Genomic DNA, 21895 nt, shown 5'->3' with positions numbered 1-21895 from the left:
CATGACCAGCGCGTGGACCTACGGCGCCGCCCCGATCGTCAGCGGCCTGGCGAGCGAGTCGGTCACCCTGCTCGAGGGGGCGACCTTCGCCATCTCCACACCGGGCGGCGACATCGAGCCCGGAGGGGCCCAGGGGCTGTTCTGCCACGACACCCGCTTCGTCTCGTCCTGGCGCCTCACGGTCGCCGACGCCCCCGTCGAGCACCTCGTCGTCATCCCGAAGGAGCCCTTCGCCGCGAGCTTCCTCGGTCGCGGCCGGCCGGCCGCCGGTCAGGCCGACAGCACGATCCTCGTCCGACGCGACCGCTACGTCGGCAACGGCATGCGCGAGGACCTCGTCATCCGCAACCTCGGCAGCGAGGCCGCCGCCTGCTCGCTCAGCCTCGAGGTGGACGCCGACTTCGCCCACCTCTTCGAGGTCAAGGAGGGGCGGGTGCGCGTCCGCGGCCAGCGCACCATCGCCGCGCACGGATCCAGCCTGATCTTCGACTACTCCGACCGGGAGTCGACGCGCCGTCTCGAGGTCCACTGCCCGCCCGAGGCGAAGATCTCGGCGAACCTCATCCTCCTCGAGGTCGTCGTGCAGCCGCGCGACGAGTGGAGCGGCTCCTTCGAGCTCGAGCTCGCGGCTGACGGGGAGCGCATCAACCTCCGCTACCACAAGGGCCAGCCGGTCGAGCACTCGACCCCCGTCACCCGGCTGCGGGCCTGGCAGCAGCGGACCCCGAAGGCGATCTCGGGCCGCCCGGGCCTCAACGTCGCCCTCGCGCAGAGCATCGAGGACCTCGGCGCGCTCCGGATCTTCGACCCCGCCAACCCGGCTCGACCCGTCATCGCGGCCGGCGCCCCGTGGTTCATGACGCTCTTCGGGCGTGACTCGCTCATCGCCTCGCTCATGACGCTCGCGGTCGATCCGACGCTCGCGGTCGGCACGCTGCAGACGCTCGCGCGCTTCCAGGGACGGCGCGTCGACCCCCTCTCCGAGGAGGAGCCGGGCCGCATCCTCCACGAGGTGCGCCGGGGCCTCCAGGTCGGCCCGGAGCTGCCCCTCGGAACGCCGTACTACGGCTCCATCGACGCCACGCCCCTCTTCGTCGTCCTCGTCGGCGAGCTCTACCGCTGGGGCGCCAGCCCCGACGTCGTCGAGGAGCTCCTCCCCCACGTCGATCGCGCCCTCGCGTGGATCGACGACTACGGGGACCGCGACAAGGACGGGTTCGTCGAGTACCAGCGGGCGACGGCCCGGGGCCTCCGCAACCAGGGCTGGAAGGACTCCTTCGACGGCGTCAACTTCGCGAACGGCCGCCTCGCGGAGCCTCCCATCGCGCTGGCCGAGGTGCAGGGGTACGTGTACGCGGCCTTCCGGGCGCGTGCCCTGCTCGCGCGCGGGACGGGCGACGAGGCGACCGCCGAGCGCTACGAGGCGCGCGCCAGCGCGCTGCGGGCCTCCTTCAACGACGCCTTCTGGATCGCGGACGGGGAGTACTTCGCGCTCGGCCTCGACGCCGACAAGCGGCCCATCGACTCGATCACCTCGAACATGGGCCACCTGCTGTGGACCGAGGTCGTCGACGAGGCGAAGGCCCGACGCGTGGCGGAGCACCTCGTGAGCCCCGGCCTGTTCAGCGGCTGGGGGATCCGAACGCTCGGCGCGTCGATGACCGCCTACAACCCCGTGAGCTACCACAACGGCTCGGTCTGGCCGCACGACACGGCGATCTGCGCCGCAGGCCTCGCTCGCTACGGCTTCCTCGAGGAGGCGCACGCGGTCACGCGTGCCCTCCTCGACGCCGCCGAGACCGTTGGCGGGAGGCTCCCCGAGCTCATGTGCGGGTTCGACCGCGAGGAGTACCCGCTCCCTGTCCGCTACCCGACCTCCTGCTCACCCCAGGCCTGGGCGTCGGCCGCACCGTTCCTGCTCGTGCGGTCCGTCCTGCTGCGCCTCGATGCCTGCGTCCCGGATCGGACGGTCTGGCTCGCGCCGTCGCTCGGCGACGGATTCGGTCCGCTCCACCTCGAGAACGTGCCGCTCGCCGGCCACCGCCTGACGATCGACGTCGACGGGACGGACGTGCACGTCGACGGCCTGCCGAAGGACCTGCGCCTCGTCCTCGAGCCGCGCCCCCTCGACCTGCCAGGTCCGGGTGCCGGTTCCCGCCGGCACGCGCGCTGAGCGCGGCGCCCGAGAGCGCGGCGCGCCTCGCCACCGGACTTGCCGCCCGCGGCGCCGGCGTCCACGCGCCGGCGCCGACCACCGCTCGCGCGGGTTCGCGCGCCGCGAGTCGGCACCGGCGCCTGGCGGCGCGAGCGTGCGCGTCGCGCTGCTCGCCGTCAGCCACGCCGCGCCGCGAGGGCGCCGGGGATCTCGGCAGCTGCGGCCTCGCCGAGCCTGGGCCACGGGCCGCCCGGCCTGGTGAGGCCCCCTTTCCGGGGAAGCGCGACTGCCCCGGCACGGCACCTGGGACCGCGGCGCCGCCCGGGCGAGGACGATGCGGGTCCTCGGCGAGCGCCGCCGCCCGCCGGCGCTTCGCCGAGCACAGGCTGGTCGGCGCGCGCCACGGCCTCGAACCGTCCACGCGGTGCCGCGCGGCTCCGGGCCCCGGCCCGCGCGGCCCGCAGGACCGGCGGGCGCCGTTCCTCCAGGGACGCCAGAGCACCGGGTAGCCTCGTGCCGTGGGGCGCGTCCGCGAGGGCATCGACGACGCCCTCGCCCGCTTCCTCGAGGCGCAGCCGGTCTTCTTCGTCGCGACCGCGCCGCTCTCGCCGACGGGACGGGTCAACTGCTCGCCGAAGGGAAACCGGGGCGAGTTCGCCGTGCTCGGGCCGCGCCTCGTCGCCTACCTCGACCGCACCGGAAGCGGCATCGAGACCGTCGCCCACCTGCGCGAGAACGGGCGAATCGTCCTCATGTTCTGCGCCTTCTCGGGACCGCCCCGCGTCGTCAGGCTCCACGGGACCGGATCGGTCACCGGCGCCGGCGACTCGCGCCTCGAGGAGCTCCTCTCGTCCTTCGCGGCGGACCCGTCCCCGGGCACGCGCTGCGTGATCGTCGTCTCGGTCGAGCGGATCTCCGACTCGTGCGGCTTCGGCGTGCCGCTCATGACCTTCGAGCAGCACCGGCCGACGCTGGACGAGTGGGCCGCGCGCAAGGGTCCCGCCGGGATCGAGCGCTACTGGCAGGACCACAACGCTCGCAGCATCGACGGCCTGCCCGGCCTCTCCTAGCGGCGGGATCGCACCGTCGAATCCCGCCCTGCGCGGACTGAACGCTTGCAGAACAGGTGTTCGATTAGACTGCCCGTGTGACCGCCTCGACGAAGCTGCGCTGGGCGCTCGCCGGGGCGGACGACAACCCGAGGCTGTTCGACGTCGATGGCCTCGTGGACCGACACGTCGGCACGGGTGCGTTCGCGGGCCTCGAGTTCCTCCACGTCAACGCGCGCACGATCATCAACGAGGTGCCCCAGGCGAGCCGGTTGGGGTTCCGCTTCACCGTCAACGCCTACCGCGGCTGCAGCCACGCCTGCGCGTACTGCTTCGCCCGCCCCTCCCACGCCTACCTCGGTCTCGGCATCGCCGAGGACTTCGACCGCCGGATCGTCGTCAAGGTCAACGCCGTGGAGTGCCTGCGATCCGAGCTCCGCTCCCGCCGCTGGCAGGGCGACCACATCGCGATGGGGACGAACACCGACCCCTACCAGCGTGCGGAGGGCCGGTACCACCTGACGCGCGGGATCATCGAGGTCCTGTCGCAGCACCGGAACCCCTTCAGCATCGTGACGAAGTCGACCCTCGTGCTGCGCGACCTCGACCTGCTCGTCGAGGCCGCCAAGCGCACCGAGGTGCGGCTGCACCTGTCGGTGGGGACCTTGGACCGCTCCGTGTGGCGCCTCACCGAGCCCGGGACGCCTCCGCCGGACAAGCGCCTCGCAGCAGTGCGGCGCCTGAACGACGCCGGCGTGCCCTGCGGCGTCCTCATCGCCCCGATCCTGCCGGGCCTCTCCGACGCCGACGCGCAGGTACGCGAGCTCGCAGAAGCGTGCGCGGCGGCCGGTGCGGCCTCGGTCACGGTGGTCCCGCTGCACCTGCGCGCCGGCGTTCGCGAGCACTTCCTCGCCTTCCTCCGCCGCGAGCGCCCCGACCTCGTCGCGCTCTACGAGGAGCGCTTCGCCCGCGGCGCCTACCAGCCCGCCAGCGAGCAGCGGCGGCTCTCCGCCCTCGTCGCGGCGAGACTGCCCTCGCCCGCGGCGCGCCGACGCGCACCGGTGCAGCGCGCGGGCGGGGACGAGCGCACCGGGCCATGCGCGGGCGCGCACGGGCCGGGCGCCCGCAGCTGACGTGCCCGAGCCCCCCGACCTCCGGGCCCTCGTCGAGCGGCTCGCACCGGCGCTCGGCCATCGCGTGCTCCAGCGCTTCGACGTCCTCGCCTGCTCGACGCTCACGACCGCCTCGCCACCGCCGGCCGACGTCCGCGGGCACGCGCTCGGGACGGTCGGCCGCCGGGGCGACGAGTACCTCGTGCTCGACGTCGGCTGCGCGTACCGAGTGGTGCTCCACCTCGGCCAGCGTGGCCGGCTCGACCTCGAGCTCCCGGCACGCGCCACCCGCCCGAGGGGCGCGCTCGTGCGCCTCGGCGCCGGGTCCGACGCGGCCAAGCTCGTTCGTGAGCGTGGCCGCGAGCGGGGGGCCGGGTGCTGGGTGCTCGGACCCGGTGACGCCGGCCCGCTCTCCCACCTCGACCCCGAGCCGGGCTCGCCCGAGGGTACCCGGCGCGTCCTCGCCGAGACGACTGCTCGACCGCGTCACTCGCTCCCTCGCGACCAGCGACCCGTCGCCGGCCTCGGGCGTGGGTACGCCGACGACATCCTCCACCGGGCCGCGCGCTCGCCCGTCGCCCCGCTGCGCTCGCTCGGGCGTGTCGATCGCCTCGCGCTCGTGCAGGCCCTCGACGCGACCCTCGAGGAGGCGCTCGCTCGGGCGCGCGCACGCCCGGCCGGGGCGGTGGGCGTCGCGCCGGACGACCGCTTCGTCGTCCACGATCGGACGGGACAGCCCCGGCCCCGCTGCGCCGAGCCGCCTCGGCGCGTCGCCTCCGAGCACCACGGCCTCGTCTGCTGCCCGCCGTGCCAGACGGGTGGCCCGGAGCTGGCGGACCGCCGTCTCTCCCGGCTCCTCCGGTGAAGGATCACCCCGTGCGCCTGGCACCCAGGCTCGGTACGACCACCGGGCCGACGCGCCGCGCCAGGCCGGTCCTCGGCGCCGTCCTGGTCGGTCTCCTCCCCCTCGCGAGCGGCACGCACGCCGCGACGGCCGGCCAGCGCCGCGCTGCGCCCCCGGCCGAACGCCGCTTCGTGATCGGCTACTCCCTGGAACGGCGGCCCATCGTCGCCATCCTGGTCGGCAGCGAGCGCGCGCCGCGGCGCATGCTCGTCGTCGGCTGCACCCACGGGAACGAGACGGCCGGCATCCCCGTGGCGGACGCGCTCGCCGCGAGCGGACCGGTCCGCGGCGTCGCGCTGTGGATCGTGCCCACCATGAACCCCGACGGCGTGGCCGCCCGGACGCGAGCGAACGCTCGCGGCGTCGACCTGAACCGGAACTTCCCCGACGCCTGGCGCCCCCTCGGGCCGCGAGGGAGCGCGGAGTACGCGGGGGCGCGACCGTTGTCCGAGCCGGAGTCGCGGGCGATGGCGAGCCTCATCGAGGCGGTTCGACCCGGCGTCGCGGTGTGGTTCCACCAGCCGCTCGGCCTCGTCGACGACTCGGAGGGTCCGCGGCGCCTCGAGCGCCTCTTCGCGGCGCGCGTCGGGCTCCCCCTCACGCCGCTCCCCGACTACCCCGGCAGCGCCATCGGCTGGGAGGACCACCTCGTCGCCAACTCCGCCTTCGTCGTCGAGCTCCCGCCGGGGCAGCTCTCGCCCGCCTCGCGCCGACGCTACGTCGCGGCGCTGCGCACCCTCGCGGCCGGCGCGCCACCCACGACACCGGTCGCCCGGGCACCGGCCCGGCTCCGACTCGCCTGACGCCGTCGCGATCGAAGGCCCCCCGGCGAGGGTGCAGGCCCCTCCTCCTGCCACGACCGGCGAGGACGAGAGGACGACGGTGACCGGTCGCGCCGGCGCGACCTCGGCGCAGCCCTGGCGAGGCGCGGCGCCACAGGCGCCGCCTGCGGTTGCGCTGCAGCGCCCGGTCCCCGCGCGCTCGACGTGCGCGGCGCGCTCGCGTCGTGGGCGGGCGCGACGACGCCGCGTGCCTGCGAGCGACGTGCCTATCGACCCGGGCGCCCCGGTCGCTCAGCGGACGAGCGCGCCGTAGGCGCGGAAGTACGAGCCGAGCTGCGACGACGACGTGACCCTGTAGCGCACGACGTAGCCCTCCCCGTGCACGACGAGGACGGTCCCGGTCCCTGGCGCTCTCCCGCCCGCCTCGATGAGCGCCTCGGCGCCGCCGTTCAGCGGCTCGAGGTCGACGTGCGGCGCGTACAGCTGCACGACCTGCGGCCCGGACGGGCCCGCCGCCGCCTCCGCGCCCACGCCGGCGCCGATCGCGGCGAGCACGACCAGCGCGGTCGCAACGAAGCCTCGCACGCTCACGCCTCCGTTGCGCACCCTAACGGCCGGCGCACCGGCGCCAGCCGCGCCTGCGCTCAGCCCTCGGCGCCGACGCGGACGAAGGCGAGCCCGTCGTGGCCCTTGACCCCGACGGTCTGGATCGCCGTGGCGCTCAGGTGCGCGCTGGCCGCCAGGTCGTCGTAGAGGCGGCGGATGGCCTGCGAGTCCGTGTCGTCCGCTGGCGGGTCGACGACCCTCCCGGCGCGCACGACGTTGTCGAAGACGAGGAGGCCTCCCGGACGCGTGAGCCGCAGCGACCATCGCAGGTACTCCGGGTAGCCCCCCTTGTCGGCGTCGATGAAGACGAAGTCGAAGGGCGGCTCGCTCGCGAGCAGCGGGAGCTGCTCGAGAGCAGGCCCGAGGCGCACCTCGACGAGCCGGTCGAGGCCAGCGGCCGCGAGGTTCGCCGAGGCGACCTCGGCGTGGCGGGGGTCCACCTCGAGCGTCACGAGCCGCCCGTCCGCCGGCAGCGCCCGGGCCAGCCAGATCGTGCTGTAGCCGCCGAGGGTCCCGATCTCGAGGATCCGCCGCGCGCCCTGGATCTGGGCGAGGAGCATGAGCAGCTTGCCCTGGTTCGGAGCGACGTTGATCGCCGGCAGGCCGGCCTGGGCGCTCGCCTCGAGCGCCCCGTGCAGCACGACGTCCGTCCCGACGAGGCGGTCCTCGATGAACCGGTCGACCTCGCTCCACAGCTCGTCCATGCTCGCTCCGTCCCCTGCCGCCTCGCGCCACGCGTCGCCACGACGTCGAGCCACCTTAGGCGCGCCGGCGCGGACGGCCCAGACGCCTATCGTCCATCCCGTGGACCCCGACCCCGCAGGCCTCGAGGCGAGCGCCGACGTCGAGGCGAACGCCTTCGAGCGACGCCGCTGGAACGACGAGCGCTGGACGCGCGTATGGCCGAGGCGGGAGCGGCTGACGCGCGCCGTCACGCCCTTCCTCCTCGATGCAGCCGAGCTTCGCCCCGGCGAGCGCGTCCTCGAGATCGGTTCGGGTGCGGGGGCCGCCACGCTCGACATCTGGCGCGAGGTCACGCCGGGGGGCCGAGTCGTCGCGGCCGACATCTCGGCCCCGCTCACGACCATCGCGGCGCAGCGGGCCCGCGAGGCCGGTGCGGCGAACGTCACCTTCGCCGTCGCGGACGTCCAGCGCGAAGCCCTCGCGGGCGGCCCGTTCGACGCCGCGCTGAGCCAGTTCGGGGTGATGTTCTTCGACGAGCCGCAGACCGCCTTCGCGAACGTGGCGCGCCACCTCCGGGCGGACGGGCGGCTCGCCTTCGTCTGCTGGCAGCCGGTGCACGCCAACCCGTGGTACCTCCCGGCCGCCCTCGAGCCCCTCCTGCCGCCTCCCCCGCCTCCCGCCCCCGGCAAGTCGCCGACCGGCCCCTTCGCCCTCGCCGACGCGACCCGCGTCGTCTCGCTCTTGGGCCGGGCCGGCTTCCGCGACGTCGAGGTTCGCCCCCAGGAGCTCGTCGTCGAGCTCGACCCGGACGACCTCGTCGACGACGACCAGCTCCGCTTCATGGGGATACCCGAGGAGCGCCTCGGGGAGGCCACGGCGATCGTGGAGCGCCACCTCGCAGCCTTCGAGCTGCGGCCGGCTGGCCGAGCGCTCCCCCTCGCCTTCTTCCTCGTGAGGGGCCGGCGCGCCAGTCCGTGAGCGGCGGGCCCTGCGCTGCGCCCCCAAGGCGAGGGGTGGGGCGGGCGCGCCCGGCGGCGGGACCCGCCACGCCCTAGCGTGGAGCCAGCCCGCGACGTGCCGGGCGGAGGAGGTCGGGGCCGATGGCGCGCGTTCGTCTGCTCGTTGGCACGCGCAAGGGCGCGTTCATCCTCGCCGCCGACGGCCGGCGCCGTCGCTGGGACCTCCACGGCCCACTGTTCGGCGGGTGGGAGGTCTACCACCTCGCCGGCTCCCAGGCCGACCCCGACCGCCTCTACGCCTCCCAGTCGAGCGGCTGGTTCGGCCAGGTCGTCCAGCGCTCGTCGGACGGCGGGCGAAGCTGGGCACCCGTCAGCAACGCCTTCGCCTACGAGCAGCCGGTCGGGACCCACCAGTGGTATGACGGGACGCCACGGCCCTGGACGTTCGCGCGCGTCTGGCACCTCGAGCCCTCGCCCGAGGACCCCGACGTGGTCTTCGCCGGCGTCGAGGACGCCGCCCTCTTCCGGTCGAGCGACGGCGGCGAGAGCTGGCAGGAGCTCTCGCGCCTGCGCATGCACGCGAGCGCGCCGAGCTGGCAGCCGGGGGCCGGCGGCATGTGCCTGCACACCGTCCTGCTCCACCCGACCGATCGCAGCCGGATCCTCGTCGCTATCTCCGCCGCCGGGGTGTTCGTGACCGGCGACGCGGGCGCGACCTGGCAGCCGGCGAACCGCGGCCTGCGCTCCGAGATGCTCCCCGACCCCACGGCGGAGGTGGGCCACTGCGTCCACCGCGTCGCCGCCCACCCGGACCGGCCCGACGTGCTCTTCATGCAGAAGCACTGGGACGTGCTGCGCAGCGACGACGGTGGCCGCTCCTGGCGCGAGGTGAGCGGCAACCTGCCGAGCGACTTCGGCTTCACGATCGCCGTCCACGCCCACGAGCCGGACACCGTCTTCGTCGTGCCCATCACGAGCGACGCCGAGCACTACCCGCCGGGCAGCCGCCTGCGCGTCTACCGCACGAGGACCGGCGGCGACGACTGGGAGGCACTCACCGAGGGTCTGCCCCAGGCGAACTGCTACGTGAACGTCCTGCGCGACGCGATGGCCGTCGACTCGCTCGACCCGTGCGGCGTCTACTTCGGCACCACCGGCGGCCAGGTCTACGCGTCGGCCGACGGCGGGGAGAGCTGGCAGGCCGTCGTGCGCGACCTCCCGCCGGTCCTCGCCGTCGCAGCGCAGACCCTGTCGTGACCGCCGCAGGCCTGCCGTGGTCCGCGTCGTTCTCCCACCGCACCTGCGGACGCTCGCGGGCATCGCCGGCGAGGTGCGGCTCGACCTCGCCGGCGTGGCGACACAGCGGCGCCTCCTCGACGCGCTCGAGGCACGCTACCCATCCCTGCGGGGCACCATCCGCGACCAGGCGACGCAGCGCCGGCGACCCTTCGTCCGCTTCTTCGCGTGCGGCGAGGACCTCTCGCACGAGCCGCCGGACGCGCCGCTGCCCGCGGCGGTCGGCAGCGGCGCCGAACCCTTCCTGGTCGTCGGGGCCCTCGCCGGCGGCTGAGCGGCGCGTGGCGGTCAGGCCTGCTTGATCGCGGAGATCTCGAACTCGAGCGTGACCTGCTCGCTCACGAGGACGCCGCCCGCCTCGAGGGCCGCGTTCCAGTTGACGCCCCAGTCCTTGCGGTTGATGGTCGTCGAGCCCTCGAAACCGACGCGCTGGTTCCCGAAGGGGTCGACGGCCGATCCCGTGAACTCGAAGTCGATCGAGATCGGACGCGTCACCCCCTTGATCGTGAGGTCGCCGCTCACCCGGAAGGTCGCATCGCCGACCTGTTCGACCGAGGTGCTGACGAAGCGGATCTCGGGGTAGCGCTCCATGTCGAAGAAGTCGTTGCTGCGCAGGTGGGCGTCGCGATCGGCGTTTCGCGTGTCGATGCTCGCCACCTTGATCGTCACCTCGGCGCGTGAGCGAGAGGGATCGGACGCGTCGAGGTAGCCGCGGCCCTCGAACTCGTTGAACGAGCCGCGCACCTTCGTGACCATGGCGTGGCGAGCGACGAAGCCGAGGCGCGTGTGCGCCGGATCGAGGGCGTACTCGCCCGTGAGACTTGCTGGGATGACCGACTGCCCGACGGCGCTCACGAGGACCTCCCGTGGTCGATGACGTAGCAGAAGACCCCAACCGCGCCCCACGGCGAGCTATTCCCCGACGGCGCCGCCCGGCGCGCGACGGGCGTCCACCGTGGCGACGCGCCGTGCCAGACGCGCTCGACGAGGCGGCGAGGCGGGTGGGTTCGCCCGCCCTTCCGCCTCCCGAGGGCGGGGTGCATGATCATCGGCGATGGATCCCAGCCGTCGCCGGGCCGGCGGCCGTGCCCGCCGGCAGGTCCGCCGGTGACCGTGCGCGATGAGCGGAGCGACGCGGCGGCGCTCGTGCTCGCCGAGGTCGACGCGCTCGTCGCGCAGCTCCACGGCGGCGCGCACCGACCGCTCTCGCTCGACAGCGACCTGCTCGTCGAGGCCGCGCTGGACAGCCTCGCCCTCGTCGAGCTCGCTGGCCGCCTGGAGCAGGCCTTCGACGTGCGCCTGCCCGAGCAGGTCCTCGCGAGCGCGGCGACGCCCCGGGACTGGCTGCAGGCGGTCCTCGAGGCGCGCGGCACGCGTGCGGCGCCGCAGCTCGCTCCCGCGGACGAGCGCGCCGCCGGACCCGAGCCGCCGCACGGCGAGGGCTGGCCTCGCTCGGCGCGCACGCTCGTCGAGGCGCTCGACTGGCACGTCGGCGCGCACCCGGGACGCCCGTGCCTGCGCATCCTCGACGGCGATCGAGCAGGACCAGCCGTCGAGCTCACCTACGCCGAGCTGCGCGCCGCGGCGGGAGGGGTCGCCTGCGCCCTGCTGCACGACGGGATCGAGCCTGGCGCGCGCGTCGCGCTCATGCTCCCGACCGGTGGCGAGTACTTCGTCACCTTCCTCGGGGTCCTCCTCGCGGGCGCCGTGCCGGTGCCCCTCTACCCGCCGGCGCGGCCGGCTCAGCTCGAGGAGCACCTCCGTCGCCAGGCGCGGCTCCTGAGCGACGCCGGCGCGTCGATGCTCGTGACCGTGCGCGAGGCCCTCCTCGCGGCCCGCCTCCTCGCGCTCCAGGTACCCTCGCTGCGGGCGCTGCGCAGCCCGGAGGACCTCGCCGGCGGCGCGCCGGCGGCCCTGCCCAAGCCTGGCCCGCACGACGTCGCGCTCGTCCAGTACACGTCGGGCAGCACCGGCGAGCCGAAGGGCGTCGTCCTCACCCACGCCCAGCTGCTCGCCAACATCGCGGCGATGGGCGACGCCGCGGCGGCCAGCGCGGCGGACGTCTTCGTCTCCTGGCTCCCCCTCTACCACGACATGGGCCTCATCGGCGCGTGGCACGCCAGCCTCGTCATCGGGATGCCCCTCGTGGTCCTCTCGCCGCTCCGCTTGCTCGCCCGCCCCGCGAGCTGGCTCGTGGCCATCTCCCAGTACCGGGGAACCTTGTCGGCGGCACCGAACTTCGCCTACGAGCTGTGCGCTCGCCGGGTCGCCGACGAGGAGATGGACGGGGTCGACCTCTCCTCCTGGCGGATCGCCTTCAACGGCTCGGAGACCGTTCATGCGCCCACGATCGAGCGCTTCACGAGCCGCTTCGCTCGCTGGGGCTTCCGGCGCGAGGCCATGTGCCCTGCCTACGGCCTCGCCGAGGTCGGCGTCGGCGCCACCTTCACGCCGATCGGCCGCGGACCAGTCGTCGACGTCGTCGCGCGCTCGGCGCTCGCCCGCTCGGGCCGCGCCGTGCCGACCCGGCCCGAGGATCCCGACGCGCGGGCCGTCGTGGGCAGCGGCGTTCCGCTCCCGGGCTACGAGATCCGTGTCGTCGACCCCGCCGGCGCCGTGCTGCCCGAGCGCCGACTCGGCGAGGTCGAGTGCCGCGGTCCCTCCGCGACCTCGGGCTACCTCCGCAACGAGGCCGCGACCTCGAAGCTCTGGCACGACGGTTGGCTCGTGACCGGCGACCTCGGCTACCTCGCCGGCGGCCAGCTCTTCCTGACCGGGCGCTCGAAGGACACCGTCGTGCGCGGGGGCAGGAACATCGATCCCGAAGAGCTCGAGCAGCGCCTCGGCGAGCTCGAGGCGCTCGGCCAGGGGCACGTCGCCGTCCTCGGCGTCCCCGACCCGCGCCAGGGCACCGAGCGGGTCGTCGTCGTCGCCGAGGCCGAGGTCCTCGAGGACCCGGCGTCGCTGCGCGCCGAGGTCGCCTCGCTCGCCGCGTCGCTCGTGGGCCAGCCGGTCGACGACGTCGTCTTCGTCCGGCCGGGTTCGATCCCGCGAACGGCGAGCGGCAAGATCAGGCGCTCGGCGACGCGCGACGCCTACGAGGCAGGCGCCCTCGGCCGTGCCCCGGAACCTGCCGCCGTGCAGCTCCTCCGGTTCGCGGCCTCGAGCCTCCGGCCCGCGCTCGGACGTCTCGGCCGCGCCGGCGCGCAGGTCGCCTTCGGCGCCTTCGCCTGGTCGGTCGCGCTCGCCCTCGCCGCGGCCACCTACCTCCTCGTCCGCCTGCCGCTCCCCTCGGCGCGCCGCTGGGCCCTCGCCCGAGCCGCGACGCGCGCGCTGTGCCGGGCGTCGGGCATCCGCATCGAGACCGAGGGCGAGCTGCCGCGCGAGAGCCCGGTCGTCGTCGTCGCCAACCACGCGAGCTTCGTCGACGGCGCCGCCCTGCTCGCCGCGTCGAGCAGGCCGCTCACCTTCGTGGCGAGCACCGAGCTCGAGCGCGCCCGTCTCGTCGGCGGCTTCCTCCGGCGGATCGGCTGCGTCTTCGTCCACCGCGGCTCCCCCGAACGGACGGAGCCGGACCTCGCGCGCGTCGCGGCGCACGCGCGCGCCGGCGCGAGCCTCGTCGTCTTCCCCGAGGGTCGCCTCGACCCGGCGCCGGGCATCCGCCCCTTCCACCTCGGCGCCTTCGCCGTCGCCGCGAGCGCCGGCTGCCCGCTCGTGCCCGTCGGCATCGTCGGTACCCGCGCCATCCTGCGCCCGGGACGGCTCCTACCCCGACGCGCCGACGTCACGATCCGCGTCGGACGCACCCTGCCCGCTCCTGCGCCGACGTTCGCCGCCGAGGTCGCGTGCCGCGACGAGGCGCGACAGGCGATCGCCGAGCTCAGCGGCGAGGCGCTCCTCGAGGCCTCGTCGTAGGAGCGATGCCCGCCCCGCGCTGCCGAACCGGCGCCGTGACCCGCCCGGTCTTCGCCGACCCCACCGTTCGCGTGCAGGTGGCGCGCTCGGGCGAGGCGCGCCGCCGGTGACCGAAGCGCTGCTCGTCGCGATCGTCAGCCCCGGTGCCTACGGCGCCGCCGTCGGTTTCGCCGCGCTGGCCGGCGCGGCGCTCGTCGTCGCCGCACGCCGCTCGCCACCCGGACGCGCGTCCCTCTCCTCCCGCCTCGTCGGGGCCGTCCTCGCCGCCGACGCCCTGAGCTACGTCGCGGCCCTCGTCGCGCGCGGCTCCTTCTCGCCGAGGACCTCGCTCCCCCTCGCCCTGTGCAACGTCGCCGTCCTCGTCAGCGCGACGGCGTGCTTCGTCCCGCACCCGCTGCTCGTCGAGCTCGCCTACTTCTGGGGGCTCACCGGCGCCCTGCAGGCGATCATCACGCCCGACCTCAGCGTCGGCTTCCCCCACCTCGTCTTCTTCCAGTACGTGGCGGGCCACCTCGGGATCGTCGTCGCCGCGCTCGATCTCGTCCTCGGGCTCAGGGTCGTCCCCCGGCGCGCAGCGGTCGTGCGCGTGACCGCCATCTCTGCGGGCTACACCGCGTTCGTCGGCCTCATGGACTTCCTGCTCGGCGCGAACTACATGTTCCTGCGCCGCCCGCCGTCCAACTGGACCCTCCTGCGGGTCCTCGGCCCCTGGCCCTGGTACATCCTCGGCGCTGCGGGCGTGGCGATCGTGTGCTTCATGGCGCTCGACGCACCGTTCTGGGGCAGACGGCGCGCCGGCGGTCGCGGGCGCGACTGGCACGACCTGCCGCGCCGTCCGCGGATCGACCGGGACGCCCTGCCGCCCGACGGATCGGGCGTCCCGCGCCCGGCGCGCCCCTCTCCAGGCCGCTGAGGGGCGGACACGGGGCCCCGCACCGACGCGCTCGGTCGGGCGTCGCCTTCGGGACCTCCGCCACTACCACCCAGCGCCGTCGCCGGCCCGAACTGGACGAGGAGGGCACCGGACGGCGCCCGGCGAGGAGGATCGGCGCGATGATGTGGTACTGGAGTTCGGGGGTGCACTGGTGGGGCTTCCTGTTCGGATTCCTCCTCACCGTGGCGTTCTGGGGCGTGCTCGTCTGGGTCGTCCTCGCCCTCGTCGGGTCCTACCGCTCCCACCGGGAACCGCCCGCGACCCGCCGCGACGACGACCCCGCGCAGATCCTCGCCCGCCGCTTCGCCGCTGGCGAGATCGACGAGGCCGAGTTCCGCGACCGCCTCGCCCAGCTCCACGAGGCGGGTCTGGCCGACGGGGATCGCGGTCGGAACCCTTCCGGGACCGGCTCGTCGCCGCGGTGGCGCTGAGCTCGCCGACGAGGGCGTCGGCCGCGGGGCTTCGGTGACCTTCGTCCCTTCTCGGACCGGGAACCCCCGGCCAAGATCGGCTCGTCGAGAGGAAGGAGGTGCCATGTCTGGCTGGTGGAGCAGGTGGCTCCTACGCCGCGTCGCGCCGCACCGGCTCGTCGCGCAGTGCGAGCTCTTCCTCGACGGCGACGTCCCGCGCGCCGACCGGCGGCGCGAGCCGTCGACGTCCCCGTGGATCTCGATCCACCCCCTCGCCCACGGCGACGCGCGCCGCCTGCGGCGCCTGGCGAGGTCCCGCTTCTCTGCCTGGCGGCGCGAGTCGCCCCTCGCGGGGCCGTGGGCGTCGGTGACCCGTCAGCTTGCCGGCGAGCTCCTGCAGCTCACGAGGGGCGACCCGGCGACGCTCCTGCGGGTGCAGCGCGACGTGCTCGTGCCGCTCGAGCTTCGGCTCTTGAGCCCCGGGGCGTCCATCCTCGAGCCCGAGGCGCTGCAGATGCTCGTCCACGCCGGGCTCTCGGGAGAGCGCCTCAACGGGCCGGCCGGGTCCACCTAGGCCCTCGCGGCCCGTCGGACCGGCGGCCGCCGACGGGTCGGCGCGCGCGGGCGTGACCTTGGACCCTGGTGCCGGCTGTCATACTGGGAAGGCGAAGCGCGCACGGGGGGTTCGCGAGGACAACAGGAGGTTGCAGCAAGGGGGTCGGTGATGCGAGAGCTCGCGCTCTTCGTCGTTCCGGCGGCGGTCGTCGTCTCGATCGCCGGGGTCGCCGGTAGCTGGCGGCGAGGGCGGCCGAGGGCAGCCGCCACACCACCACGAGAGCCCCCCTCGCTCGTGCGGATCCTCACCTCCGAGGACCAGCTGCGGGAGGCCGCCCGCCACGCGGCGGACTTCGAGCGCAGCGTCGCCGAGCACGTGAACGAGCGGGTCAAGCGCTACGAGTCCTTCGTCGGCGCTCCGGTCGTGCCGCTCCCGCCGGCGCACCCGCGCACCGGCGCCGGCCGGCGCGACCAGCAGCCGCACAGCGCGTAGGGCGCTCGCTCCACCGGGGAGGGTCGACGCGCCAGGGTCACGCGCCCGGCGCGACGACCTCCTCGAGCGCGCCGGAGTGCACGTCGAGCACGAAGCCACGGACGTGTGCTCGGTGGGGGAGGAAGGGGCACGCGCGCAGGCGAGCGATCGACTGGCGCACGTCCTCGCGGGGATCCGCGAACGCCTCGAGGGCGAAGGGCGGGCGGAAGCCCACCTCGCGGGCGATCTCGTCTCGCAGCGCATCGTCGTGAAAGGTCGTCATTCCGCAGTCCGTGTGGTGGACGAGGACGATCTCCCTCGTGCCGAACAGGCGCTGCGAGAGCACGAGGGAGCGGATGGCGTCGTCGGTGACGACCCCGCCGGCGTTGCGCAGGACGTGGGCGTCGCCGAGCGACAGGCCGAGCAGCCGGTAGACGTCGATGCGGGCATCCATGCAGGCGAGCACGGCCACCTTCGGCGGCGCGCTCGACGGCCCCCCCGCCTCGTACGCTCGGCGCCTCGCCCGTTCGAGCAGTTGATCGGTGAAGGTCATCTCATCTCCCGTCGGCCTCGCGGGCAGTCCTGGCTAGCCCGAGGCGGCCGAGCCGGTCAAGCGCGACCGACACGACCTCGCTGCTCGTGCCCGTGCAGGGGCGGCGCCGGCGCAGCGAGTCCTTGCCGGCCGGCAGAGCGGCTGGAAGACTGGCCATCCGCAACGTGCCTGGGAGAGGACTACTCATGAAGCGCTACCTCGTCGCCGCCGTGCTCTGCGGCGCGCTGCTCGTGGCCACCGGCACGCCGGCGCTCGCCGCTGACGGCTCCCAGCCGGTGCCGGGGTCGACCGTCGCGCTCGGCCACACGACCTGCGCCGGCCACGGGTCCTTCGGAGCCTTCGGCCGGGAGTACAACTTCGGCGTCGGGATCTCGAACCTCGGCGGGGCGCCGTCCGGCCCGAACGGGCGCGGCGCGAGCGGTCCCGCCACCGGGAGCGCCAACGCGAACCTGTGCGGCAGGCCCCAGGGCACGCCGTAGGCCGACGCACCGATCGAGCGACGACCGCCCGCCCTCGCCGCGGTCGCGCCGCACCAGGTGGACGAGCCGGCGACCGCTGCGCCGGTGCGCAGGCCGCCCGTGAGCGAGAGCGCCCCGACGGGCCGCGAGCCGCGAGCACGCGTCCCGTTCGCGCCCGAGCGCTCCTGCGAGGCGGCACCGGGGCGCCCGAGCGCCGGCGCCGCTGCCGCGCCACCTCGTGAGGTGGCGCGCCTCGCGAGCGATCGCCCCGGGTCTCGAGCGCGAGGCGGGCCGCGCCGCGCGGCTCGTGCTCTCGTCGCACGCCACGTGGTCGCGACCTCGCCAGCGCCCGGTGGCGTGCCGGGCCCCGGGCGCGCTCGGACCGAGCGCGCCCTGCGCCGGCAGGCCGCGTCGGGAGGGCGCGCGCCTCGTGGCGCGCGCCGCCACCGACGATGAGCTCGCCCGAGCTCGAGGAGGCGCTCGCAGGGGCCCAGCGGGGCGAGGACCGTGCCGTCGCGCAGCTCTTCCGGGCGCTGCACCCCCAGCTCCTCCGCTACCTGCGCCAGCGGGCGCCCACGGCGGCCGAGGACCTCGCGTCGGAGACGTGGCTCGCAGCGGCACGACTGCTGCCGACGTTCGAGGGGTCGTTCGGTGAGTTCCGCGCGCTCCTGTTCACGATCGCTCGGCGTCGCCTCGTCGACCACCAGCGCGCGCACCTGCGCCGGCCGCGCACCGTGCCGCTCGCGCAGGCGCCCGCCGACCCCGCGGCGAGCGGCGCCGAGGAGGAGGTCCTCGGCGCTGCGAGCGCGCAGGCGGCGATCGAGGCGCTCGTGCAGGCGCTGCCGCCCGAGCAGGCGGAGGTGCTGCTCCTTCGCGTCGTCGCCGGCCTGCGCGCCGAGGAGGTCGCCCGGGTGCTCGGGCGCAGCACCGTCTCGGTGCGCGTGCTCCAGCACCGCGCCCTGCGCAGGCTCGCGGCGCGCCTCGGCCGGGACGCGGTAACGCCGTGAGCGCGTCGGACGATGTCTCCGGTGCGATGCGACGCAACGATCTCGAGGAGGCCCTGCTCACCGGGCGGATCGACCCGCAGGACGCGCCCGCGGACCTGGCCGCGCTCGCCGCGCTCATCCGGGCGGCCCAGGCACCTGCCGCGCCGTTCGAGCTCGCCGGCACCGAGGAGCTCGTCGCCGAGGTGGCCGCGCTCGTGCGCGCCAGCCGCCCGGTGCCCCAGGTGGCCCCCGCCCGGCGCCTCGCTCCTCGCCTCGCCCTGCGCATCGCGGCGGCAGCCCTCGGCGCGGCGCTGACCGGGGGCATCGCTGCGGCCGCCACGGGCGCGCTACCCGCGTCGCTGCAGGCGCCCGTGGCGCGCGCGCTGCACCACCTGGGGATCTCCCTCCCCCGCCCGCCGGCCGGCACCGTGCCTGCCAGGCGGCGGACCGAGACGTCGAGCCACGCTCCGCGCCGTGGCGCGGGGCGCTGCGAGCACGAGCGCACGGCGAGCCCCGCGCGGCACCACACGCCGTGCGCGACACCGACGAGGCGACCGACGAGCGCCACGCGCGTCACGTCGCCCAGCTCCACGAGCGTGCCGGCTACCTCGGCGCCGCCGACGAGCCCGCCCGCGCCCGCCCCGTCCTCGCCCCAGCCCACGCGCGCGCACGGCGAGGGGACGCCTCGCCACGCTCCCGCCGGCGCGCGACACCACTCCCACCCGCAGCGCCGTGGACCGAGCCACGGGAGGCAGACGAGCACGAGCGGGAGCGTCCAGCGGACGCGACCGCCTCGGTCGACGCCCACCACGAGCTCGTCGCCCGTCGCCGGGAGCTCGCCGCCCGCCGGCGGGCACGGACGGCACCAGACGGGCGCCTCGCCGGCGACGGCGACGCCAGGAGCGACCGGCACGACAGAGCCCGGCGCCACCCAGGTCGGCCCCGGAGCATCCGGGGACGGTGAACCAGCGGTCAACCGACCGCTTCGTTGAGATGGGGAGGAACGACATGAGACGGATCCTGATGGCAACCGCAGGCGCACTCCTGCTCGGCGCCCTCGCGCCGGCGAGCGCGCTGGCGTCACCGCCGACGCACCCCTCGGGCCCACCGACCTCGGCCACGAGCAGGCACTCCACCCGCGGCTCGCACGGGCACCCGAGCGTCCTGTTCGTGCTGCGGGGGACGCTCGGCGCCTACACGCCGGCGTCGTCGAGCGCGGACGGCTCGGTCTCGATCACGGTCGCGGCGTCCAACTTCGGGCGGGCGACCCTCCGGGGCCAGACCCTCGTCATCCCCACGACGACGAAGACCCGCGTCGTGCTCCACGACCGCGCGCCCATCACGGCCGGTGACCGCGGGATCGTGAAGGTGCGCGCGCCGAAGGACGCCGACGTCGCGGCGCTCGAGGCGAGCAGCGCCCTCGAGGTCATCGACCAGGGCCACGGCTCCGCCGGCAGCGGGAGCCCCCCTGCCTCGAAGGGCAGCCAGGGCACCCGCGGCAAGCCGACCGCCGCGCCGTCGCCGAGCGTCCTGTTCGTGCTGCGTGGGACGCTCGGCGCCTACACGCCGGCGTCGTCGAGCGCGGACGGCTCGGTCTCGATCACGGTCGCCGCGTCCAACTTCGGGCGGGCGACCCTCCGGGGCCAGACCCTCGTCATCCCCACGACGACGAAGACCCGCGTCGTGCTCCACGACCGGGCGCCCATCACGGCCGGTGACCGCGGGATCGTGAAGGTGCGCGCGCCGAAGGACGCCGACGTCGCGGCGCTCGAGGCGAGCAGCGCCTTCGAGGTCATCGACCAGGGCCACGCGTCGTAGGGGCCGGGGGCCGCACGGGCGCGGGGGGAGCGACCTCTCGGGGTCGCTCCCCCCGAGACGCTCGGCGAGCCGGCGAGGGTCAGGCGAGCCCCGGCTCCTCCGGGGCACCGGTCCGGCGGCCGCCGGAGGTGGCGGCCTCGACACGAGCGTGTACGGATCGTTCGAGGACCTGGGCCAGATCGAGGACCTCCACGTCGTCCCCGCGGCCGGCGGCCTTCACCGCATCGTCGAGCATGATCATGCAGTAGGGACAGGCGGTGGAGACGACCGCCGCGCCCGTGCCGAGCGCCTCGTCGATGCGGTTCGCGTTGATGCGCGTGCCGATCGTCTCCTCCATCCACATCCGCGCGCCGCCTGCCCCGCAGCAGAAGCCGTGCTCGCGGCAGCGGTGCATCTCGACCGTGCGCACGCCGTCGACGGCCTCGAGCACCGCTCGCGGCTCGTCGAAGACCCGATTGTGCCGTCCGAGGTAGCACGGGTCGTGGTAGGTGACGGTGGCGTCGAGGCAGCCCGCCTCCAGTCGGCCGTCGGCGAGCAGGGACGCCAGGAGCTGCGAGTGGTGCACCACCGTGAAGGTGCCGCCGAGCGACGGGTACTCGCGCGCCAAGGCGTTGAAGCAGTGCGGGCACGTCGCGATGACCTTCTTGACCCCGGCGCCCTCGAGGGTCGCGACGTTGCGGCGGGCCTGGTCCTGGAAGAGGAACTCGTTCCCGAGGCGCCGCGCCGGGTCGCCGGTGCACGACTCCCGGGGCCCGAGCACCGCGAACGAGACGCCGGCCTGCCGGAGCACCCGTGCGACCGCCTGCGTCGTGCGTCTCGCCCGCTCGTCGAGAGCGCCGGCGCAGCCGACCCACAGCAGGTACTCGACGTCGGGGGGCATGCCATCGGCCACGACGGGTACCTCGAAGCCGAGGTCCGCGAGCCACTCGAGGCGCTTCGCCGGGCCGAGGCCCCAGGGGTCGCCCCGCGCCTCGATGTTGCGCAGCATCGAGCCCGCCTCGGACGGGAACTGCGCCTCCATCAGCACCTGGTAGCGGCGAAGGTCGACGATCGTGTCGACGTGCTCGATGTCGACCGGGCACTCCTCCACGCACGCGCCGCAGGTCGTGCACGCCCACAGCACCTCCGGCGCGATGACGTCGGGCACGAGTGCCCTCGCGCCCGGCACCCCACCCACCTCGCCGCCTCGCTGCCGCCTCGCGGCGAGCAGGCGCGGCGCCGCAGCGAAGAGCTCGTCGCGCAGGTCCATGACGAGGAGCTTCGGCGACAACGGCTTGCCGGTCGCCCAGGCCGGGCACTGGCTCTGGCAGCGGCCGCACTCCGTGCAGGTCGCCAGGTCGAGCAGCTGCTTCCAGGTGAGGTCCTCGATCTTGCCGGCCCCGAAGACCGTGTCCTCGCTGACCTGCTCCGGATCCATGTTCGGCGTCGTGGCGAGCGCCCCGAGCGCGCGCGGCTCGCGCGCGAGCGCCACGTTCAGCGGCGCGAGGAAGATGTGGAGGTGCTTCGAGTACGCCACGAACACGAGGAAGGCGAAGATCACCGCGACGTTCACGTCGACGAAGGCCGTCTCGAGCGTGCGGTTCGTCGAGACCCCGAGCGGGTGCAGCGCTCGGCCGAGCGCGTGCGAGGCGAACGCCCACGAACCGTAGGGGAAGTCCCCGGTGTTCGTCTGGGCGGCACGGTAGAGGAGGAGCGTGATGATGACGGCGGCGATCGCCGCCAGCACGAGCCACGCGGCGCGCGTGTGCGACCCGAAGAAGCGCGACCGTCGCTCGAGACGGCGGGGCCCCGAGAGCGCCCGGATGACGCTGAACACCACGAGGGCGACGAGGACCGCGCAGGCGAACGCGTCCTCGAGGAAGCCCACCGCGGCGCTGCGCCCGATGCCCGGGATCGCGAACCTCGGGTCGAAGAGGTCGCCGACGGCCTCGATGATCGTGAGCAGCAGCACGATGAAGCCCCAGAAGGTGAAGGCGTGGGCGAGCCCTGGCACCGTCCAGCGGAGGAGCTTCTGCTGTGCGACGACCTCCCGCAGCTCCCGTCGCAGGCGCCGGTCCCAGCCGGACGTCCGACCCTCGGCCGGCCGGCCGCTCGCGAGGAGGCGGGCGAGGCGAGCGAGGCGCGCGCCCGCCACCGCGAGCGCGAGCGCGCCGACCGCCATCACGGCCGGGTAGCGGCTCAGCATCGCGAACGGCTCGCGGCGCGCGACCGGCCCGCACCGGCGAGGCACCGGCGCGCTGCGCCATG

Annotated in this window: 21 protein-coding genes; 16 read left to right on the top strand and 5 right to left on the bottom strand. The window is 75.2% G+C overall.

Annotated features, from left to right (window positions below; genetic code table 11):
• Position 1: 1 nt before the first annotated feature.
• The 5 genes from VKV23_04735 (at position 2) to VKV23_04715 (ending at position 6023) form a co-directional block, all read left to right on the top strand.
• The gene (locus VKV23_04735; protein ID HLI15343.1) at positions 2-2173 is read left to right on the top strand and encodes a glycogen debranching N-terminal domain-containing protein; all 2172 of its coding nucleotides are present in this window, start codon (positions 2-4) and stop codon (positions 2171-2173) included.
• Between the two features lie 500 nt (positions 2174-2673).
• Positions 2674-3225, top strand: coding sequence for a pyridoxamine 5'-phosphate oxidase family protein (locus VKV23_04730; GenBank protein ID HLI15342.1), 552 nt, complete (start codon positions 2674-2676; stop codon positions 3223-3225).
• A gap of 77 nt (positions 3226-3302) precedes the next feature.
• Positions 3303-4337 (top strand): radical SAM protein, encoded by a 1035-nt coding sequence (locus tag VKV23_04725; protein ID HLI15341.1) that lies wholly within the window; start codon positions 3303-3305, stop codon positions 4335-4337.
• Position 4338: 1 nt separating this feature from the next.
• Entirely contained in the window at positions 4339-5181 is an 843-nt protein-coding gene (locus tag VKV23_04720; protein ID HLI15340.1) for a DNA-formamidopyrimidine glycosylase family protein, read from the top strand.
• Between the two features lie 11 nt (positions 5182-5192).
• Positions 5193-6023 (top strand): DUF2817 domain-containing protein, encoded by an 831-nt coding sequence (locus VKV23_04715; protein ID HLI15339.1) that lies wholly within the window; start codon positions 5193-5195, stop codon positions 6021-6023.
• 270 nt (positions 6024-6293) lie between these two features.
• Here VKV23_04715 and VKV23_04710 read toward each other — a convergent pair whose 3' ends face one another.
• Together VKV23_04710 and VKV23_04705 are read right to left on the bottom strand one after the other, a co-directional pair.
• Positions 6294-6593: a hypothetical protein gene (locus VKV23_04710; protein ID HLI15338.1), complete on the bottom strand. Its 300-nt coding sequence runs from the start codon at positions 6591-6593 to the stop codon at positions 6294-6296.
• A 53-nt stretch (positions 6594-6646) separates the two neighbouring features.
• A complete protein-coding gene (locus VKV23_04705) occupies positions 6647-7312 on the bottom strand; it encodes an O-methyltransferase (GenBank protein ID HLI15337.1) in 666 nt (221 codons plus the stop codon).
• Between the two features lie 100 nt (positions 7313-7412).
• Here VKV23_04705 and VKV23_04700 point away from each other — a divergent pair, with 100 nt between their 5' ends.
• The 3 genes from VKV23_04700 to VKV23_04690 all read left to right on the top strand — a co-directional run bounded on the left by VKV23_04700 (position 7413) and on the right by VKV23_04690 (position 9821).
• Positions 7413-8270, top strand: a complete 858-nt coding sequence (locus VKV23_04700; protein ID HLI15336.1) for a methyltransferase domain-containing protein — start codon at positions 7413-7415, stop codon at positions 8268-8270.
• A 122-nt stretch (positions 8271-8392) separates the two neighbouring features.
• Positions 8393-9508 carry a hypothetical protein gene (locus VKV23_04695; GenBank protein ID HLI15335.1) on the top strand — a complete coding sequence of 372 codons (1116 nt, stop codon included), beginning with the start codon at positions 8393-8395 and terminating at the stop codon, positions 9506-9508.
• 16 nt (positions 9509-9524) lie between these two features.
• Positions 9525-9821 carry a MoaD/ThiS family protein gene (locus VKV23_04690; GenBank protein HLI15334.1) on the top strand — a complete coding sequence of 99 codons (297 nt, stop codon included), beginning with the start codon at positions 9525-9527 and terminating at the stop codon, positions 9819-9821.
• 14 nt (positions 9822-9835) lie between these two features.
• Here VKV23_04690 and VKV23_04685 read toward each other — a convergent pair whose 3' ends face one another.
• Entirely contained in the window at positions 9836-10402 is a 567-nt protein-coding gene (locus tag VKV23_04685) for a YceI family protein (GenBank protein HLI15333.1), read from the bottom strand.
• A gap of 252 nt (positions 10403-10654) precedes the next feature.
• Between VKV23_04685 and VKV23_04680 the strand changes: the two genes are divergently transcribed.
• The 5 genes from VKV23_04680 to VKV23_04660 all read left to right on the top strand — a co-directional run bounded on the left by VKV23_04680 (position 10655) and on the right by VKV23_04660 (position 15854).
• Entirely contained in the window at positions 10655-13462 is a 2808-nt protein-coding gene (locus VKV23_04680; GenBank protein ID HLI15332.1) for an AMP-binding protein, read from the top strand.
• A gap of 106 nt (positions 13463-13568) precedes the next feature.
• A complete protein-coding gene (locus tag VKV23_04675; GenBank protein HLI15331.1) occupies positions 13569-14375 on the top strand; it encodes a TIGR02206 family membrane protein in 807 nt (268 codons plus the stop codon).
• Between the two features lie 140 nt (positions 14376-14515).
• Positions 14516-14827: an SHOCT domain-containing protein gene (locus VKV23_04670; protein HLI15330.1), complete on the top strand. Its 312-nt coding sequence runs from the start codon at positions 14516-14518 to the stop codon at positions 14825-14827.
• Between the two features lie 103 nt (positions 14828-14930).
• Positions 14931-15380 (top strand): hypothetical protein, encoded by a 450-nt coding sequence (locus VKV23_04665; GenBank protein ID HLI15329.1) that lies wholly within the window; start codon positions 14931-14933, stop codon positions 15378-15380.
• Positions 15381-15530: 150 nt separating this feature from the next.
• Positions 15531-15854, top strand: coding sequence for a hypothetical protein (locus tag VKV23_04660; GenBank protein HLI15328.1), 324 nt, complete (start codon positions 15531-15533; stop codon positions 15852-15854).
• 37 nt (positions 15855-15891) lie between these two features.
• Here VKV23_04660 and VKV23_04655 read toward each other — a convergent pair whose 3' ends face one another.
• Entirely contained in the window at positions 15892-16386 is a 495-nt protein-coding gene (locus VKV23_04655) for a carbonic anhydrase (GenBank protein HLI15327.1), read from the bottom strand.
• A 185-nt stretch (positions 16387-16571) separates the two neighbouring features.
• Between VKV23_04655 and VKV23_04650 the strand changes: the two genes are divergently transcribed.
• From VKV23_04650 to VKV23_04640, 3 genes are all read left to right on the top strand, one after another.
• Positions 16572-16865, top strand: coding sequence for a hypothetical protein (locus tag VKV23_04650; GenBank protein ID HLI15326.1), 294 nt, complete (start codon positions 16572-16574; stop codon positions 16863-16865).
• Positions 16866-17296: 431 nt separating this feature from the next.
• A complete protein-coding gene (locus VKV23_04645; protein ID HLI15325.1) occupies positions 17297-17851 on the top strand; it encodes a sigma-70 family RNA polymerase sigma factor in 555 nt (184 codons plus the stop codon).
• A gap of 987 nt (positions 17852-18838) precedes the next feature.
• On the top strand, positions 18839-19648 hold the full coding sequence (locus VKV23_04640; GenBank protein ID HLI15324.1) for a hypothetical protein: 810 nt from the start codon (positions 18839-18841) through the stop codon (positions 19646-19648).
• A gap of 79 nt (positions 19649-19727) precedes the next feature.
• On the opposite strand, the gene VKV23_04635 is transcribed toward VKV23_04640, so the two are convergent.
• On the bottom strand, positions 19728-21833 hold the full coding sequence (locus tag VKV23_04635; protein HLI15323.1) for a (Fe-S)-binding protein: 2106 nt from the start codon (positions 21831-21833) through the stop codon (positions 19728-19730).
• Between the last annotated feature and the right edge of the window lie 62 nt (positions 21834-21895).

This window comes from Acidimicrobiales bacterium, assembly GCA_035294085.1.
Taxonomy (GTDB): domain Bacteria; phylum Actinomycetota; class Acidimicrobiia; order Acidimicrobiales; family Bog-793; genus DATGLP01.
The sequence above is the reverse complement of the archived record's forward strand: the minus strand, read 5'-3'. Positions and strand labels throughout refer to the sequence as shown.

What these genes read in the sequence shown, in the direction of transcription:
- VKV23_04735 (HLI15343.1), top strand. Translation starts at nt 2, where the DNA reads ATGACCAGCGCGTGGACCTACGGCGCCGCCCCGATCGTCAGCGGCCTG.
- VKV23_04705 (HLI15337.1), bottom strand. Translation starts at nt 7,312, where the DNA reads ATGGACGAGCTGTGGAGCGAGGTCGACCGGTTCATCGAGGACCGCCTC.
- VKV23_04695 (HLI15335.1), top strand. Translation starts at nt 8,393, where the DNA reads ATGGCGCGCGTTCGTCTGCTCGTTGGCACGCGCAAGGGCGCGTTCATC.
- VKV23_04670 (HLI15330.1), top strand. Translation starts at nt 14,516, where the DNA reads ATGATGTGGTACTGGAGTTCGGGGGTGCACTGGTGGGGCTTCCTGTTC.
- VKV23_04665 (HLI15329.1), top strand. Translation starts at nt 14,931, where the DNA reads ATGTCTGGCTGGTGGAGCAGGTGGCTCCTACGCCGCGTCGCGCCGCAC.
- VKV23_04660 (HLI15328.1), top strand. Translation starts at nt 15,531, where the DNA reads ATGCGAGAGCTCGCGCTCTTCGTCGTTCCGGCGGCGGTCGTCGTCTCG.
- VKV23_04655 (HLI15327.1), bottom strand. Translation starts at nt 16,386, where the DNA reads ATGACCTTCACCGATCAACTGCTCGAACGGGCGAGGCGCCGAGCGTAC.
- VKV23_04650 (HLI15326.1), top strand. Translation starts at nt 16,572, where the DNA reads ATGAAGCGCTACCTCGTCGCCGCCGTGCTCTGCGGCGCGCTGCTCGTG.
- VKV23_04645 (HLI15325.1), top strand. Translation starts at nt 17,297, where the DNA reads ATGAGCTCGCCCGAGCTCGAGGAGGCGCTCGCAGGGGCCCAGCGGGGC.
- VKV23_04640 (HLI15324.1), top strand. Translation starts at nt 18,839, where the DNA reads ATGAGACGGATCCTGATGGCAACCGCAGGCGCACTCCTGCTCGGCGCC.
- VKV23_04635 (HLI15323.1), bottom strand. Translation starts at nt 21,833, where the DNA reads ATGCTGAGCCGCTACCCGGCCGTGATGGCGGTCGGCGCGCTCGCGCTC.